Origin of the sequence: Dactylosporangium fulvum (assembly GCF_025137375.1) — a bacterium.
GTDB classification, from domain to species: Bacteria; Actinomycetota; Actinomycetes; order Mycobacteriales; family Micromonosporaceae; genus Dactylosporangium; species Dactylosporangium fulvum.
In genome coordinates this window covers 6,154,662-6,170,945 of the sequence record NZ_CP073720.1, presented here as the reverse complement: position 1 = coordinate 6,170,945, position 16,284 = coordinate 6,154,662, and the positions used below count along the sequence as shown (strand labels likewise).

Here is a 16,284-nt window from a genome sequence, read left to right as displayed (position 1 = left end):
GTCTCGCCCATGCTTGATAACGACCAGCGGGGAGGCGATCGGTGACAGCAGCGGCGCACGACGTGGACGACCCGGCGGTGGTCGAGGCCTGGATTTTGCGGCAGGTTGCCGCGAAGGCCGGCATCGCCGCCGACGCGATCGAACCGGACGCGGTCCTCGCCGACCTCGGCCTGTCGTCGCGCGACGCGCTGGTCCTGCTCGGTGAACTCCAGGACCTGCTGGGCCGGCCGATCCCGGCCACGGTGTTCTGGCAGTACCCGACGGCGCGGCAGCTCGCCGGGCACCTGACCGGTGCCGGTGGGCCGTCCGCGCCGTCCCCGGGCCCGGCGGCGACCGGGCCCGCGGGCGCGGCCGGGCCCGCCGAACCGATCGCCGTCATCGGCGTCGGGTGCCGGTTTCCCGGCGCCCCGGACCCGTCGGCGTTCTGGGACCTGCTCGACCAGGGCCGCGACGCGGTCGGCGGCGACGTGCCGGGACACCCGCCGATGGGCCGGCCGCACGGGCTGCTGCCGGACGTCGACACGTTCGACGCCGAGTTCTTCGGCATCTCCGGCCGCGAGGCCGTGCACGTCGACCCGCAGCACCGGCTGCTGCTCGAGGTCGCCTGGGAGACCCTGGAGGACGCCGGGATCCCGCCCGCGTCGCTGGCCGGGTCGCGCACCGGCGTGTTCGTCGGCATCAGCAGCAGCGACTACGGCCGGCTGCTGGCCCGCGAGCCCGAGCTGCACGCCGCGTACACGGGCACCGGGCAGGCGCTCAGCGTCGCGGCGAACCGCATCTCCTACGCACTGGACCTGAAGGGGCCGAGCATCGCGGTCGACACCGCGTGCTCCTCGTCGCTGGTGGCGCTGCACCTGGCCTGCCGCAGCCTGCGGCTCGGCGAGGCCGACACGGCGCTCGCCGGTGGGGTCAACCTGCTGCTGGCCGGTGACGGCACCGCCGTCTTCGAGCAGGCCGGCATGATGGCCGCCGACGGCCGGTGCAAGACGTTCGACGCCGCCGCCGACGGCTACGTGCGCGCCGAGGGCTGCGGCCTCGTGCTGCTCAAGCCGCTCGGCGCAGCGCAGCGCGACGGGGACCGCGTGCTCGCCGTGGTCCGCGGCTCCGCGGTCAACCAGGACGGCCGCAGCAACGGGCTCACCGCACCGCACGGCGGCGCCCAGGAGGACGTGCTGCGCGAGGCGCTGCGCGACGCCGGGCTGGGCCCCGCCGACGTCGACTACGTCGAGGCGCACGGCACCGGCACGCCGCTGGGCGACCCGATCGAGACCGCCGCGCTGGCCGCGGTCCTCGGCGAGGGCCGGGCGCCGGGGGAGCCGTTCACGCTCGGCTCGGTCAAGACCAACATCGGCCACGCCGAGGCCGCCGCGGGCATCGCGGGCGTGCTCAAGGTCGTGCTCATGCTGCGGCACCGGCGCATCCCGGCGCACCTGCACCTGCGGGAGCGCAACCCGCGGATCCCCGCCGACGCGCCGTTCGTGGTGCCGACGGAGGGCCGTGACTGGCAGCTCCGGCACGGCACCCTGACCGCCGGGGTGAGCTCGTTCGGCTTCGGCGGGACCAACGCCCACGTCCTGCTCCAGGCGCCGCCGCCCGCGCCGGACCTGAATCCGGGCGCCGGCGTGCGCCCGGCCCACCTGTTCACCGTCAGCGCGCGGACCCCCACGGCGGCCGCCGCGCTCGCCCGGCGCTACGCCGACCTGCTCCGGCGCGAGCCCGCCCCGGCGCTCGGCGACGTCTGCTCGTCCGTCCACACGGGCCGGTCACACTTCCGGCACCGGGCCGCGTTCGCCGCCCGCAACCGGGACGAGGCCGTCGAGCACCTGGAGCGCCTCGCGTCGGGCGTGACGCACGCGTCCGTCCACACCGGACTGCGCCCGGCCGCCGGCCCCGGACCGGTCGCGTTCCTGTTCAGCGGGCAGGGCTCGCAGTACGCCGACATGGGCCGGCAGCTGTACGTCACGAACGCCCGCTTCCGCCGTACCCTGCTGGAGTGCGACGAGATCCTGCGTGACCTGCTGGGCCGCAGCCTGCCGTCGGTGCTGTTCGCGCAGGCCGACGAGCGGCACCTGCTCAACGAGACCCGCTACACCCAGCCGGCGCTGTTCTGCGTCGAGTACGCGCTCGCCGACCTGTGGACGAGCTGGGGCGTGCGCCCCGGGCACCTCCTCGGCCACAGCGTCGGCGAGCTGGCCGCCGCCTGCGTCGCCGGCGTGTTCGACCTGGCCGACGGGCTCCGGCTCGTCGCCGCCCGCGGCCGGCTGGTCCAGGAGCTCAGCGCGCCGGGCGCGATGCTCGTCGCGTTCGCCGACGAGGCCACCGTCCGCGCCGCCGCCGACGCGGTCCTGGCCGCCGCCGGGCCGGCGGCGACGCTGGCGATCGCGGCCGTCAACGCCGACACGAACGTGACGCTGTCCGGCACCCCCGAGGCCGTCGCCGCCGCCGAACGGCACCTCGCCGGGCACGGCGTGAACGTGCGGCGGGTGACGTCCGGATTCGCGTTCCACTCGCCGATGATGGCCGCGGCGCGGGACGCCTTCGCCGAGGTCGCCGCCGGCGTCGAGTACCGCGACCCGCGCATCCCGCTGGTCAGCGACCTCGACGGCCGGCTGTTCGACGACGAGTACCGCCCCGACGCCGGCTACTGGACCAGGCACCTGGAGGCGACGATCCGCTACGCCGACGGGGTGCGTCGCCTGGGCGAGGCCGGCTGCACCACGTTCGTCGAGGTCGGCCCGGGCCAGGTCCTGCTCGGCGCCGGCCGGCGGGTGGTGTCCGGTGCCCGCTGGCTGCCCTCGCTGCGCGACGGCGTCGACGACGGCGTGGTGCTCACCGACTCCCTGGCCCGGCTCTACGCCGCCGGCCACGACCCGGACTGGTCCGGGCTGCACGACGGGTACCGCCGCCGGCGGGTCCAGCTGCCCACGTACCCGTTCGAGCGCCGGCGGTACTGGCTGCCGACGGCGGGCGGGGCACGGGCCGCCAACGAGAGAGGGGCTGAGACACACATGGAACACGCACCGCCGGCCCGGCCGGCGGACGACCCGATCCTGGCGGACCTGGCGCATGTCGTCGTGACGCTGCTGGAGCTGGGCTCGCCGATCGACCCGGACATGTCGTTCCTGGAACTGGGCGCCGACTCGATGACGATGTTCCAGACCATCCAGACCGTGCAGCGCACGTTCGGCGTCACGATCCCGATCGGGCTGCTGTTCGAGGAGGTCAACACGCTGCGGCGGCTCGCGCAGTACATCCGCGACAACGCGTCGCCGCAGCTGCTGGCGCAGCGGTTCCCGCCCGCCCATCCGGCGCCTGCCCATCCGGCGCCCGCGCCGGCGGTCGCCGTCGAGGCCGCACTGTCGCCGTTGCCCCCGGCGGCGCCGGGCACGGGCAGCGCGGTCGACCGGTTCCTCGACGTGCACGCGCAGGTGATGGACCAGGCGTACGACCTGTTGCGCCGCCGCCCGGGCGAGGCCGTGTCACCGCAGGCGCCCGCCCCGGCCCCGGCCGCGCTGCCACCCGCGCCGACGTCGGGTGTCCCGGCCACCTCCGCGGAGCCGTACCGGACCGAGATCCCCGCCGCGCCGGCCGGCACGTTCGTCGCGTTCGGCGGCCGCGCCGCCAACCCGCGCGCGTTCGACGACACCCAGCGTGCGTTCGTCACCGAGATCGTGCGCAGCTTCTGCAGCCGCACCGCCGGCTCGCGCGCCCAGGCCGTCGCGGAGCGGCGCCACCACGCCGACGTCCGGCACGCGCCGCAGCCGTACCTGAACCTCAAGGAGACCCGCTACCCGGTCGTCGTGGAGCGCTCGCGGGGTGCGCGTGTGTGGGACGTCGACGGCAACGAGTACATCGACCTCACCATGGGCTTCGGGGTGAACCTCTTCGGCCACGGCGAGCCGTTCCTCAACGACGCCGTCACCGCCCAGCTCGCCGACGGCATGCAGCTCGGCCCGCACTCGCCCCTGGTCCCCGAGGTCACCGACCTGATCCGCGAGCTCACCGGCAAGGAGCGGGTCGTGTACTGCAACACCGGCTCCGAGGCGGTGATGGTGGCCGTCCGGCTGGCCCGCGCGGTCACCGGCCGGGACCGCATCGCGCTGTTCGCCGGCGCGTACCACGGCTCGGCCGACCCGATCCTCGCCCGGCAGAACCTCGACCAGGCGTCGGGGGAGTCGGTGCCGATGGCGCCGGGCGTGCCGCCGGAGGTCGCCGCGAACGCGCTCGTCCTGCCGTACGGCGACCCGTCGTCGCTGGAGGTGCTGCGCGAACGCGCACACGAGCTGGCCGCGGTGCTCGTCGAGCCGGTGCAGAGCCGCCGGCCGGACATCCAGCCGGTCGACTTCCTGCGGCAGGTACGGCAGATCACCGCCGACGCCGGCACGCCGCTGGTCTTCGACGAGGTCATCACCGGGTTCCGGATGCATCCCGGCGGGGCGCAGGCCATGTGGGGCATCACCGCCGACATCACCACCTACGGCAAGGTCGTCGGCGGCGGCATGCCGATCGGGGTGGTCGCCGGTGACGCCCGCTACCTCGACGCCATCGACGGCGGCGCGTGGGAGTTCGGCGACCAGCCGTACCCGCAGTCGGTCCGCACCTTCTTCTCCGGCACCTTCTGCAAGCACCCGCTCGCGCTGGCCACCGCCCGCGCCGCCCTGCGCGAGATGCGCCGCCGCGGACCGGCCCTGCAGGAGGAGCTCAACGCCCGGGTCGGTGTGCTGGGCGAGCGGCTCGACGCCATGTTCGAGGCCGCCGCGGTGCCGATCCGGGTCGCCCGGTTCGGGTCGCTGTTCCGGCTGCGCCTCATCGACGAGCCGCCGCAGTCGGAGCGGGTCGAGATCTTCCACACCATGCTCGTCCACGCCGGCCTGTACATCTGGGAGGGCCGCAACTGCTTCCTGTCCACCGCGCACACCGACGCCGACGTCGAGCAGATCGTCACCACCGTCGCGCGGACGGCCGACGCGATGACCGCGGCCGGCCTGTTCCCGGGTGCCCGGCCGATGCTGGCGGGTGTCGACGGGCACGGCGGTGGCCGGTCATGACCGCCCGCCACGAACTGCTCGTCCGGCCGGAGCTGCACACACTCGGCGACATCCTGCGGCACTACGTCGTGCGGCGCGCGGACAGCCCGGCCTGCACCGAGCTCGACAGCCACGGCGACGAGGTGGCCACCCTCACGTACGCCGAACTGGAGGAGCGGGTCCGGGACACCGCGGCGCTGCTGCAGCAGGTCGCCGCACCCGGCGACCGGGCCGTGCTGATGCTGCCCAACGGCATCGACTTCGTCGTGGCGTTCTTCGCCTGCGCCTACGCGGGCCTGATCGCCGTGCCGGCGCCGGCGCCCGACGGCATCCACGGTGGACGGCGGACGCTCGGCCGTCTCGAGGGCATCGTCAAGGACGCCGATCCCACCGTCGTGCTCACCACCGCCGAGCACGCCGCCTCGCCGCTCCTCGCGGACCTCGGCGCGGTCGAGCCCGTCGTCGTCGCCGACGTGCCCGCCGGGCTGGGCGGGCTGTGGCGCGACCCGGGCGTCCAGAGCGGGGATCCGGCCTTCCTGCAGTACACCTCCGGCTCGACCAGCGCGCCGAAGGGAGTGGTGCTCAGCCACGGCAACGTGCTGGCAAACCTGGCCGCCATCGCGATCCACACCGGTGCGTCGGAGTGCTCCGCCGACGAGTACCAAGTGGTCAGCTGGCTGCCGATCTTCCACGACATGGGCCTGGCCCAGCTGCTCGGCGCCCTCTACAACGGCGGCCGGGTGGTCCTGCTGCCGCCGATGGCCCTGCTGATGCGGCCCTTCGTCTGGCTCGACGCGATCAGCCGCTTCCGCGGGCGCGTCTCGTCCGCCCCGAACTTCGCCTTCGACCTGTGCGTCGAGAAGGTCTCGCCGGAACAGCGGGCGAGGCTCGACCTGTCGTCGTGGCGGTTCGCGCTCAACGGCGCCGAGCCGGTGCGGTACGGCACCCTCACGGGCTTCCTCGAAGCCTTCGCCGTCGCGGGCCTCGCCCCGGACAGCTTCCGGCCGTGCTACGGCCTGGCCGAGGCGGTCGTGTACGTCACCGGCGCACGCCGGCCCGGCGACGCGGCCTGCGTCGACGTCGACGCCGAGGCACTGGAGCAGCGCGGCGAGATCCTGCCGGCGGCCGCGGACCGCCCGTCCCGGCGGATCGTCGGCTGCGGCCGGATCCCGGCGAACCTCGACGTGCGCGTCGTCGACCCGGAGACGGCCGCCCCGCTCGAGGCGGGCCGCGCCGGCGAGCTCTGGGTCGCCGGCGACAGCGTCTCGGCCGGGTACTGGCGGCAGCCGGAGGCCACCGCCGCACGCTTCAGCGGCCGGCTGGCCGGCGCGCCCGACGTCACCTACCTGCGCACCGGCGACCTCGGCTTCGTCCGCGACGACCAGCTCTTCGTGCTCGGACGCATCGACGACCTGATCATCGTGGACGGCCGCAACCACTACCCGACCGACCTCGAGCTGACCGTCGGCACCAGTCACCCGGCCATCGCGCCGAACCTCGTCGCGGCGTTCCTCTACGGCGAGGAGCGGCGGCACCTGGGCGTCGTCGCCGAAACCGCCCGCCAGGTGCGGATCACCCGCGACGAGGCGGCGCCCGGCGACGGGCCGGCGGTCCGCTACGCTGACGTGGTGTCCGCTGTTCGCCGTGCCGTCGCCGAGGAGCACCAGCTCCACGTCGACTCCCTGATCCTCCTGCGCCCCGGTGCACTGCCCCGCACGACGAGCGGCAAGGTGCAGCGCAAGCGCAGCCGTGACCTGCTGCCCGACGGCGGGACCAAGGCGTGGTGACCGGGGCCGCCGTGCCGGCCGGCAGCCCGCCACCGATCCACACGCTCTTCGACACGCCGACGGCCTACCAGGTCGCCGCGGCGGACTCGGCCGCGGCGCCACCGCCGGTGCGCGCCGTGCTCTTCGACTTCGCCAACACGCTGTTCCGCATGGTCGACGCGGCGCAGTGGCTGCGCCTGGTGGCGGCCGACACCGGCCGGGCCGGCGCGCTCGACGACCCGGCCGCCGCCGACGCCGCGCTGGCCGGCCTCGTCCGCGCCTACCAGCTGCCCGAGGTCGTCGCGGCGCAGCAGGGCCGGGACCTGTCCGCGGAGCGGCACCGGGCGGCGATGATCGCCTGGTTCGGCGCCGTCGACTTCCTCCGCGGGCACGAGTCGGCCGCGCACGCCCGGATGCTCGACGCGGACTCCTGGATTCCGTACGGTGACACCGAGCCGGTCCTGCGGGCCCTGCGCGAGCGGGGCATCCGCGTCGGCGTGGTCAGCGACATCGCCTGGGACATCCGCGCACACGTCGAGCACCGCGGCCTCGGCGGCCTCGTCGACGCCTATGCGCTGTCGTTCGAGGTGGGGCGCGAGAAGCCGGACCCGGAGCTGTTCCGCAAGGCCTGCGCGGACCTCGGCGCCGACCCGCGGGCGACGCTCATGGTCGGCGACAACCCGGCCCGCGACGGCGGTGCGTCGGCGGCCGGCCTGCGCTGCTTCATCCTGCCCGCCGAGCACCGCACCGGCGAGCGTGGCCTGCGCCAGGTCCTCGACCTGGTCGGCCCGCCCGGGCCCCACCTGTCGTGAGCGCGCTGCCGGGCCTGCCGGGCTTCGAGCGGGTGCTGATCGTGACCGCGGTCGAGCCCGAGCGGGCCGCCGTGCTGGCGGGCCTGGGCCCGGACGACGCCGGCGGGCGTGTGGTCGTCGTGGCCGGTGGGGTCGGCCCCGCCGAGGCCGCCGCCGGCACCGCCCGGCTGCTCACCCGCGCCGAGTGCGAGGGCCGGCCGTTCGACGCGGTCCTGTCCGCCGGCATCGGCGGCGGGTTCGCGGGGCGCGCCGACGTCGGCGGGCTCGTCATCGCGGACCGCAGCGTCGCGGCGGATCTCGGCGCCGAGGACGGCGACGGCTTCATCGACATCGAGACCCTCGGCTTCGGCCGGGGCCGGCGCACGGCCGACGAGCGGCTGCTGGCGGCACTGCGCACGGCACTGCCCGGGGCGGTCGTGGCGCCGGTCGTCACGGTCACGACGGCCACCGGTTCGGCGGCCCGGACCGCGGTGCTGGCGGCCCGGGTGCCGGGAGCCGCCGCCGAGGGCATGGAGGGCTTCGGCGTCGCCGTGGCCGCCGAGGGCGTCGCGTTCGGCGAACTGCGCGCGATCTCCAACGCGGTCGGCCCCCGCGACCGGTCGGCGTGGCGCATCCCGCAGGCCCTGGCCCGCCTCCGCGAGGCGTTCGCGGCCCTGGCGGCCTGAGCCGCCTACATGTCGGCCGGGGTGGCCTGCAGGGAGTCGGCGGTGAGCGGGGCGCCGCCGTCGGCGGTCATCGGGGTCATCGACTGCACCGGCCAGCCGCGCATCGGGGCACCGGACGCCTTGGTGCGTAACCGTCGCGCGAGGCGCACCGCCGACATCGCCTGGTGCTGGTCGTCCTCGTCGTGCGGCGGGCCGAGCACCAGCACCTCGAGGCCGAGGTCGAAATACTGCGCCAGCGTCTGCGCGACCTCCGACTCGCTGCCGACGAGGTACGGGCAGCGGGCCGACGGCGCGTCCAGCGGGTGCGACCAGAACGCCCCGTCGTACCGGCCGTTGTCGCCGGGGTAGCGTCTGCGCGCCTCCTGCCAGGCCTGCGCGCTCGTCTCGCGGGCGATCAGGCCGAGTCGCAGGCCACCGCTGTGCCGGCGCTGCGAGTCCGCGCCGTACTCCTCCAGGGCCCGGGCGGTGGTGAGCCGGGTCGCGCCGAGCGCACGGCTGGCCGCGGCGGCGGCGGGCGACGAGCCGGTGACGAAGAAGTGCGGCGCGAGGCCCGGCGGCAACGGCGGGCGCACGGCGGCGTCGCTCATCTCGTAGAAGTTGCCACGGTAGGTGGTCGGACCGCCCGGTGCCAGCAGGGCGATGATGATCTGGCCGTATTCGGTGAGCCGGTCGTACCGCTCGTGATGGTCCAGGAAGATGCCGAGGGCCCGCAGCTCGGCCTGGTTGCCGCCGGCGACGAGGTCGAGGTCGACCCGCCGGCCGAACAGCGTGCTGAGTGTGGTCACCTTGCGCGCCGCGCCGAACGGATGCAGGTCCGCCGGGTCGGTGGCCACCACCGGCACGAGGGTGCTGCTCTGTTCGAGGACGAGCTGCGCGCCGACCCACGGGTCGACGCATTCGTGGTCACCGGCGATCAGCGTGCCGATGATCCCGGCGGCCTCGGTCCAGCGCAGCGCGTCGGCGGCATGCCGCAGGAAGTCCGGCGACGAGCCGTCGTCGCGCGGAAACGTCGAGTAGACGTCGACCCCAGCGATCATCGTGGAAGCCTCTCCATGCTGCGGGTTCAACCAGAGCCTCGATCGACTCGATGATACTGTCCGGCCTCCTCGGTAGTCACACCACCGATCCGGCGAAATCGATCATCCGGCCGGGCGGACCGGCGCCGCGGAACCGGCCGCCAGCTGCGGCGATGCGCCGGACCGTGCGGTGGGAGGCACCGGCTCGGCGAGGGATTCGCGAGGGCCTGGGCGAGGGGTGGAGTGCCACGGTTATGCGCCGGACTGTGCGGGGCGCGGCGCCGCGACGAGCGAACGGTGCATGGTGAAGCCTCCAGCTCCCGGTGCGGACCGAGGGGGTGTTTGTCGACCATGCCACCCGCTCCCGGGCTGGCGGGGGGACCGGCGGGAGGACTAGCAAACCTTCTAGAGACGTTTCATGATCCGGTTGCCGGCGGATCGGAATCATGTAGCCGCACTGGAGTCGCCACGCGGTACGGTCAGGTCATGATCAAGGTGTCGATCGAGGAACACGTCATCCCGGATCGCGGCAGCGGCCCGTACGCCGTCACCACCGGACCCGACGGGGCGCTGTGGTTCACGATGGTCCACAGTGGGCGGATCGGCCGCATGGTCCCCGGCGCCGGCGTCACGAGCCACCAGCTCGACCCGGGCTGCGGGCCCACGATCATCGCCGCCGGGGCGGACGGCGCGTTGTGGTTCACCGAATACCGCGCGAACCGGATCGGGCGGATCACCACCGGCGGGGAGGTCACCGAGTTCGTGGTGCCGACGCCGGAGAGCGGACCGTTCGGCGTCGCCGCAGGCCCCGACGGGGCGCTGTGGTTCACCGGGACCGCGACCGACCGGATCGGCCGCATCACGACCGCCGGGGAGGTCACCGAGTTCGCCCTCCCGGTCAGCGGCGCGTTCCCGTCGGCGATCACCGCCGGTCCCGACGGTGCGATGTGGTTCACCATGAATATGGCCAACGCGATCGGCCGCATCGGTATGGACGGTGCGGTCACCGTCCATCCGGTGCCGACCGAGGGCGCCGCGCCGGTCGGCATCGCCGCCGGACCGGACGGTGCGCTCTGGTTCGTCGAGATCGCCGCCGGCCGGATCGGCCGGATCGGCACGACCGGCGTGATCACGGAGTTTTCGCTGCCCGACCCCGCTGCCCGGCCGCATGCCGTCACCGCCGGTGACGACGGCCGGATGTGGTTCACCGAGTGGGCCGGCAACCGGGTCGGCGCGATCGCGCCGGACGGCACCGTCGAGGTGCACGACCTGCCGACGCCGAAGTCCGAGCCGCACGGCATCACCCTCGGGCCCGACGGTGCACTGTGGACGGCGCTGGAGATCGGGCTCCTCGCCCGGATCGCGGTCACGTCCTGAAGCCGCGGAGTGGGCGGGCCGGGCCTCCGGCGCGGACGGCCCGGCCCTGCTCTGTCAGCCGCCGACCTGCTGCTCGGCGCCGGCGAACTGTTCGATGATGGCGACGCAGAACGCCGGAAGGTCCGCCGGCGACCGGCTCGTGGTGAACTGGCCGTCGACGCACACCTCCTCGTCGACCACCTGCGCGCCCGCGTTGCGCAGGTCGGTGCGGATGCTCGGCCAGGAGGTCATCCGCTTGCCCCGGACGACGTCCGCCTCGACCAGCATCCACGGGCCGTGGCAGATCGCGGCGACCGGCTTGCCGGAGGCGCAGAACGCCTTGACGAAGTTGACCGCGTGGGTGTTCTTGCGCAGCGTGTCCGGGTTGACGGTGCCGCCGGGCAGCAGTATCGCGTCGTAGTCGTCGGGCTTGGCGTCGGAGATCTGCCGGTCGACCGCCAGCGTCCCGGCCGACACCATGTCGAACTGCCGGGCCTGGATCTCGCCGGGGTGGATCGACAGGAGTTCCGGCTTCGCCCCGGCCCCGAAGAGCGCGCCGCGGGGAACCTCGATCTCGTTGCGCTCGACACCGTCGGTGGCCAGGATCGCGATGCTCTTGCCTTGCAGCATGCCTTGTGCCACGGTTTCCTCCTGCGGTACTGATGGCTGCTCCGAGGGGTGGGCTCGCGCCGGTACAGCAGGCACGTGGTTGCGCCCAGCGGCGCGGCAACGTCCCGCCTACCCCCGCGCCCGGCGTCTACACCGCTCCGGACGCTCCGGACGCTCCGGATCTCCGGGCCGCCGCCTGGCCGTCGATCACGGACGTCGTCCGTGTCGACGCTCTGCGCGGGTGGCCCGGTCGTGGCCATGTGTCCGATCTTCCCCACCCTTGCCGGGGCAAACGTGGGAGCCGCGATTGACGGGACCGCACACCGCCCAGCGCCTCCATGATGTCACCCGGCCCACGCCGGCAGGCGCCAGGACGATCGTCGATGGATCGGGGCCGCGGGACCGCGCCGAGTCTGGCAGCATGCGCGGGTGCGCAATCCCGTGATCCTCGTGCTGGCGGCCTGCCTGTTCCTCACCGCCTGCACCTCATCGAGCGGCGCGTCCCAGCCTGCGGCGCGGCCCTCGAGCGACGCCGTCGCCGTCACCGCCGACCCGGTGACGGCGACGGCGTCGTCAACGCCATCGGCGTCACCGGCTGTGCTGCCGGGTGCGACCCGGCCGGGCAGCGTCCCGCCGGTCGTCGACAACGGTCCCCGGATCGGCAATCGGGTCGCGTTGACCTTCGACGCGGACATGACCGACACCATGCTGCGACGCCTGGCGGCCGACCCGACCCTCAGCTTCGCCAACCGGAAGGTCATCGACATCCTGGAGCGGACCGGGACGCCGGCCACGTTCTTCCTCACCGGCGAATGGGTCGAGGCGTATCCCGACGTCACCCGCCGGTTGGCCGCGAACCCGGCGTTCGAGCTCGCCAACCACACCTACCGGCACCAGGCGTTCAAGTCCCCCTGTTACAACCTGCCGTCGATCGCGCCGGCACAGATGACCGAGGACGTCGCGCACACCTTCGACGTCATCGCCCCGTACGGTGGTCGCCAGACCCGCTACTTCCGCTTCCCGGGCCTGTGCTACGACGATGCCGCGCTGCAGGCGCTGGCCCCGCTCGGCGTGACGGTCGTGCAGGGAGACGTCGTCAGCGGCGACCCCAACGCCACCGCCGCGCAGCCGATCGTGCAGGCGGTCCTGACCGGGGTGCGGCCCGGCTCGATCGTCATCATGCACATCACCGAGGCCAACGCCCGGTTCACCGACGAGGCGCTGCAGCCGATCCTCGACGGCCTGCGAGCCCGGGGCCTGCGCCCGGTGCCGCTGTCCGACCTGTTCCGGTGACGCGTCGGGGCCGGAACCTCAGAGGTCGAGCACGCCGACGGTCTGGCCACCACTGCGCTCACCGGTCGGCCGGAAGCCCAGCTTCAGGTAGAACTGTTCCGGCCCGCCGACGCGGGGCTCCCAGGTGACGTATGCCCGGACGCCGCCGCGGGCGCGGATCTCCGCGCAGACGGCTCCGACGGCGAACCGGCCGTAGCCGCTGCCCTGGGCGTCGGCCGCGATGTTCAGCCGCCAGAGGCCGGAGCGCAGGTCGGCGGGGTCGCGGCCGGGGTCCCACGGGATGCCGAGGAAGGCCATCACAAAGCCGACCACCCGGTCGCCGTCGTAGATCAGCCGCGGCCAGGCCTGGTCGGGGAAGACGTACGCCTCGGCGAGCGACTTGACCACCGGCGCGACCAGATCCTCCTGGTCGGGGCGCACGGACAGGGCAAGCGCAGTCTCGTAGTTCTTCGGGGTGATCCGCTCCAGCCGCATACGGCGAACCATAGTGAGCCTTTCCGCGCAACTGGTTGGTTACGAGTGGTTGACTTAATTGGCGCGGCGTTGGTCGATGCGACTTCCGCCCATGGATGCTCCGACCCAGTATCGACGGCGGATGTGAGTCGGCGCCGGCCGACGCTGCATGCGGTCTGGCGGGTCATCCAGAACTCCGCCGGCACCATCATCGTTGAACGTGCAGCGAGCCGATGATCACCTCGCACCCGGCTCGGATGAGGTCGGGCTCGGCCGTCTCGGCGCACGTCAGGAAGACCTTGTCGCCGTTGTGCAGAAGTCCCGTCACCACGGTCGTGGCGGGCCGCGCGGTCGGGATCGTCACCGCATCGACGCGTGCCCGGGCGAACCGCGCGCCGTCGACGGTGAAGGACCGACCGCCCGGCGAGGTGGCGGGATCGATGGCGTACGCCGTGGCGTCAGCCTCGGGGGCGGGCGGCCTCGGTGTCACGACGATGACGGCGATGGCGTCATCGGCCCCGCGCGGCGTACGTAGGAACACGCAGCCGGAAGGATCGCCGGGACAGGCCACGCGCCGCCATCCCTGCGGCATCCGAAACGTGACGCGCCCGTCGCGCAACGAGATGGTGTCCCCGGGGCGCGGCTGCCGGGCGGCCCGCACGCGCCACACGGACACCGCCGCCACGCCGGCGATCACGACCGCCACCACACCCGCGATGATCCATCCCCGTCGAAAACGCACGCCGCAGTCAACCGCGCCGGGATAGCGGCGCGGTCACGCCCGTGCGGCTTTCCCACAACGCGGCGAGCTGCATCGACTTCGGCCACGCCACGCTGGAGCGGGACAAGACCGTGCCGGCGATCCCGAGCCGGCTCGTCCTCGACGCCCGCCACCGTCGAGCGGTTCAACGCCTTCGCCCGCAGGGGCGTCGACGAGGACCTTGGGCGGAGCCGCACCGAGTACGACAACTACTACGGCGACCCGCGGGTGCCCGGCGACCTCGGCACCAAGGACGGCCTCTCCGCGGCGGGCGACACGACCGCGCCGGTGATGGGCCGCACGTACCCCGGGCCCGGTTCGACGATCGCCCCGGCCGTCGTCTGCGGCTACCGCGCCGGGCACTCCGCCGCGTCCGGGGCCGTCTGAGCGGGCCCGCCCGGCGTCACCCCGTCACCAGCGGACGGTCCGGCCGCCGGGTCTGCGGAGGCTGGATCGAGCCGTCGACGAAGATGCCGTGCCACAGGCAGAACGACAACAGGATCCACAGCTTCCGGGCGTGGTCGGCGTCGCCGCGCTCGTGTTCGGTCAGCATCGTGTGCGCGTAGTCCAGGTCGATCAGCTGCCCCGCGCCTGACGTGGACAGCAGGTGGTGTGCCCACTCGGCGAGATCCGTGCGCAGCCATGCGCGGGCCGGGGTCGGGAAGCCGAGCTTCGGCCGGTCGACGACGAAGTCGGGCACGATGCCCTTGAGGGCCCTGCGCAGTGCGTACTTGGTCGTCCGGCTGTACGGCGGCACCTTCAGCCGCACCGGTAGCCGGGACATGACCTCGAACACCCCCCGGTCCAGGTACGGCACCCGCAGCTCCAGCGAGTGCGCCATCGAGATCCGGTCCGCCTTCGTCAGGATGTCGCCGGGCAGCCAGGTGTTGACGTCGATGTGCTGCATCGTCGTGGCGTCGTCGAGGTGCACCGCCTCGGCGTACAGCGGCCAGGTGACGTGGGCGTGCCCGATCATCGGCCTGCCGCCGAGGATCCGGGCCTTCTCCTCGTCGCTGAACACCCGGGCGTTGCCGAAGTACCGGGTCTGGATCGGCGTGGTCGCCCGTTGCAGGTAGCTCTTGCCCTTGAAGCCCTCGGGGAGCGCTCTGGCCAGGGCGCGCAGGCCGCGCTGGAACGGATCGGCGAGGCGGCTCACCGGCGCGAGGGAACGGGGTTCGCGGTAGATGGTGTAGCCGCCGGCCAGTTCGTCCGCGCCTTCGCCGGACAGGACGACGGTGACGTGTTGCGCCGCCGTCCTCGCCAGGCAGTACAGCGGGACGATCGACGGGTCGGCGACCGGATCGCCCAGGTGCCAGACGATGCGGGGCAGCACGTCCAGCACGTCGTCCGGCTTGACGACCGTGGGCACCAGCTCGACGCCGAGGTGCTGGGCCGTCTTCTCGGCCACCTCGATCTCGGACACGGCGGCGGGCATGTCGAAGCCCACGGTGAACGTGCGGATCTGCGGATCGACCTCGGCCGCGAGGGCGACGACACCGGTCGAGTCGATGCCGCTGGACAGGAAGGCACCGACCGGGACGTCCGCACGCAGGTGGCACCGGACGCTCTCGCGCAGCGCCGAGCGCAGCTCGTCGACGATGCCGTCGTCGTCGGCGGTCGGATCAGGCCGGAACGTGGTCCTGGTGTACCGGCGGACCAGCGGCGCGCGGCCGAGCGCCCGGCTCAGCATCCCGCCGCCGGGCAGCCGGGCGATGTCCCGGTGCAGCGTGTAGGGCTCGGGAACGTACTGCATCGTCAGGTAGAGCGACAGCGCGGTCGTGTCGAGATCGTCCCCGGCGATCTCGAGCAGCGGCGGCTTCTCGCTCGACAGCCACAGCTCGCCCGGGGTCGACAGGTAGTACAGCGGCTTGATCCCGAACGGGTCCCGGACCGCGTGCACCATCTCGTTCGCGGCGTCCCACAGGACAAACGCGAACATTCCCCGCAACCGGCCGAGCGCCGCCTCCCCCCAGTGGTGGAACGCGGCGGCGACGACCTCGCTGTCGCCGTCGGTGGCGAAGACCGCGCCGTGCTCGCGGATCAGCTCGTCGCGCAGCGCCTCGAAGTTGTAGATCTCGCCGTTGAAGACCAGGCCCCAGCGGCCGGCCTCCGGACCCTCCGGCGGGTACCGCAACGGCTGGCGGCTGCCCTGCCGATCGATGATGGACAACCGCTTGAAACCGGCCGTCACGCCGTCGCCGAGCCGCTCGATGACGGTGTCATCGGGGCCGCGGTGGTGGAGCAGGTCGAGTTGCCGCTCCATGCGTTCGAGCGTTTCCGGGGAGATCTGGCTGTCGCTCACATGGACCAGGAAGCCGCACATGGCATCGTTTCCCTTCCGTCACCGTGCAGCGCCGACCGGCCGCGGGCGGCCGTGGAGCGCTACGCCAACCAGCGAATCAGCGCCCGGCACGGGAGGCGTCCGATTGCCCTGCCCTCCTCCGATCGCTCCTCTGGGTGGGCTACGCCTTCGGTCCGGGGTGAAACCGCCGGCGGGTGAACCGGCTGCGCGGCGTGCCGGAGCCGT

General features: G+C 73.6%; 12 protein-coding genes. 7 read left to right on the top strand and 5 right to left on the bottom strand.

The window, feature by feature from the left end:
- Nucleotides 1–41 precede the first annotated feature (41 nt).
- From Dfulv_RS28940 to Dfulv_RS28925, 4 genes are read left to right on the top strand one after another with little or no spacing between them, the layout of a single operon-like run.
- Nucleotides 42–5,048, top strand: a complete 5,007-nt coding sequence (locus Dfulv_RS28940) for a type I polyketide synthase (protein ID WP_259856758.1) — start codon at nucleotides 42–44, stop codon at nucleotides 5,046–5,048.
- A complete protein-coding gene (locus tag Dfulv_RS28935; RefSeq protein ID WP_259856755.1) occupies nucleotides 5,045–6,814 on the top strand; it encodes a fatty acyl-AMP ligase in 1,770 nt (589 codons plus the stop codon). The genes Dfulv_RS28940 and Dfulv_RS28935 overlap by 4 nt, the downstream gene beginning before the upstream one ends.
- Entirely contained in the window at nucleotides 6,808–7,605 is a 798-nt protein-coding gene (locus tag Dfulv_RS28930) for an HAD family hydrolase (RefSeq protein WP_259856753.1), read from the top strand. Before Dfulv_RS28935 ends, Dfulv_RS28930 begins: the two co-directional genes overlap by 7 nt.
- The gene (locus Dfulv_RS28925) at nucleotides 7,602–8,270 is read left to right on the top strand and encodes a futalosine hydrolase (protein ID WP_259856749.1); all 669 of its coding nucleotides are present in this window, start codon (nucleotides 7,602–7,604) and stop codon (nucleotides 8,268–8,270) included. Before Dfulv_RS28930 ends, Dfulv_RS28925 begins: the two co-directional genes overlap by 4 nt.
- A gap of 5 nt (nucleotides 8,271–8,275) precedes the next feature.
- Here Dfulv_RS28925 and Dfulv_RS28920 read toward each other — a convergent pair whose 3' ends face one another.
- Complete coding sequence (locus tag Dfulv_RS28920; RefSeq protein ID WP_259856747.1) at nucleotides 8,276–9,307, bottom strand: LLM class flavin-dependent oxidoreductase; 1,032 nt, start codon at nucleotides 9,305–9,307, stop codon at nucleotides 8,276–8,278.
- A 465-nt stretch (nucleotides 9,308–9,772) separates the two neighbouring features.
- Here Dfulv_RS28920 and Dfulv_RS28915 point away from each other — a divergent pair, with 465 nt between their 5' ends.
- A complete protein-coding gene (locus Dfulv_RS28915) occupies nucleotides 9,773–10,663 on the top strand; it encodes a Vgb family protein (protein ID WP_259856745.1) in 891 nt (296 codons plus the stop codon).
- Nucleotides 10,664–10,717: 54 nt separating this feature from the next.
- Here the strand turns inward: Dfulv_RS28915 and Dfulv_RS28910 are convergent, their stop codons facing one another.
- On the bottom strand, nucleotides 10,718–11,272 hold the full coding sequence (locus tag Dfulv_RS28910) for a type 1 glutamine amidotransferase domain-containing protein (protein WP_259868258.1): 555 nt from the start codon (nucleotides 11,270–11,272) through the stop codon (nucleotides 10,718–10,720).
- A gap of 408 nt (nucleotides 11,273–11,680) precedes the next feature.
- On the opposite strand from Dfulv_RS28910, the gene Dfulv_RS28905 reads away from it, so the two are divergent.
- Nucleotides 11,681–12,544 carry a polysaccharide deacetylase family protein gene (locus Dfulv_RS28905; RefSeq protein WP_259856744.1) on the top strand — a complete coding sequence of 288 codons (864 nt, stop codon included), beginning with the start codon at nucleotides 11,681–11,683 and terminating at the stop codon, nucleotides 12,542–12,544.
- 18 nt (nucleotides 12,545–12,562) lie between these two features.
- On the opposite strand, the gene Dfulv_RS28900 is transcribed toward Dfulv_RS28905, so the two are convergent.
- Nucleotides 12,563–13,018: a GNAT family N-acetyltransferase gene (locus Dfulv_RS28900; protein WP_259856743.1), complete on the bottom strand. Its 456-nt coding sequence runs from the start codon at nucleotides 13,016–13,018 to the stop codon at nucleotides 12,563–12,565.
- A 187-nt stretch (nucleotides 13,019–13,205) separates the two neighbouring features.
- A complete protein-coding gene (locus tag Dfulv_RS28895; protein WP_259856742.1) occupies nucleotides 13,206–13,706 on the bottom strand; it encodes a hypothetical protein in 501 nt (166 codons plus the stop codon).
- A 279-nt stretch (nucleotides 13,707–13,985) separates the two neighbouring features.
- On the opposite strand from Dfulv_RS28895, the gene Dfulv_RS28890 reads away from it, so the two are divergent.
- Nucleotides 13,986–14,144, top strand: coding sequence for a hypothetical protein (locus Dfulv_RS28890; RefSeq protein ID WP_259856741.1), 159 nt, complete (start codon nucleotides 13,986–13,988; stop codon nucleotides 14,142–14,144).
- Between the two features lie 16 nt (nucleotides 14,145–14,160).
- On the opposite strand, the gene asnB is transcribed toward Dfulv_RS28890, so the two are convergent.
- On the bottom strand, nucleotides 14,161–16,059 hold the full coding sequence (gene asnB / locus Dfulv_RS28885; RefSeq protein WP_259856740.1) for an asparagine synthase (glutamine-hydrolyzing): 1,899 nt from the start codon (nucleotides 16,057–16,059) through the stop codon (nucleotides 14,161–14,163).
- Nucleotides 16,060–16,284: the final 225 nt, after the last annotated feature.

Coding starts and splice junctions, on each gene's coding strand:
- Dfulv_RS28935 (WP_259856755.1), top strand. CDS start 5,045: ATGACCGCCCGCCACGAACTGCTCGTCCGGCCGGAGCTGCACACACTC.
- Dfulv_RS28920 (WP_259856747.1), bottom strand. CDS start 9,307: ATGATCGCTGGGGTCGACGTCTACTCGACGTTTCCGCGCGACGACGGC.
- Dfulv_RS28915 (WP_259856745.1), top strand. CDS start 9,773: ATGATCAAGGTGTCGATCGAGGAACACGTCATCCCGGATCGCGGCAGC.
- Dfulv_RS28910 (WP_259868258.1), bottom strand. CDS start 11,272: ATGCTGCAAGGCAAGAGCATCGCGATCCTGGCCACCGACGGTGTCGAG.
- Dfulv_RS28900 (WP_259856743.1), bottom strand. CDS start 13,018: ATGCGGCTGGAGCGGATCACCCCGAAGAACTACGAGACTGCGCTTGCC.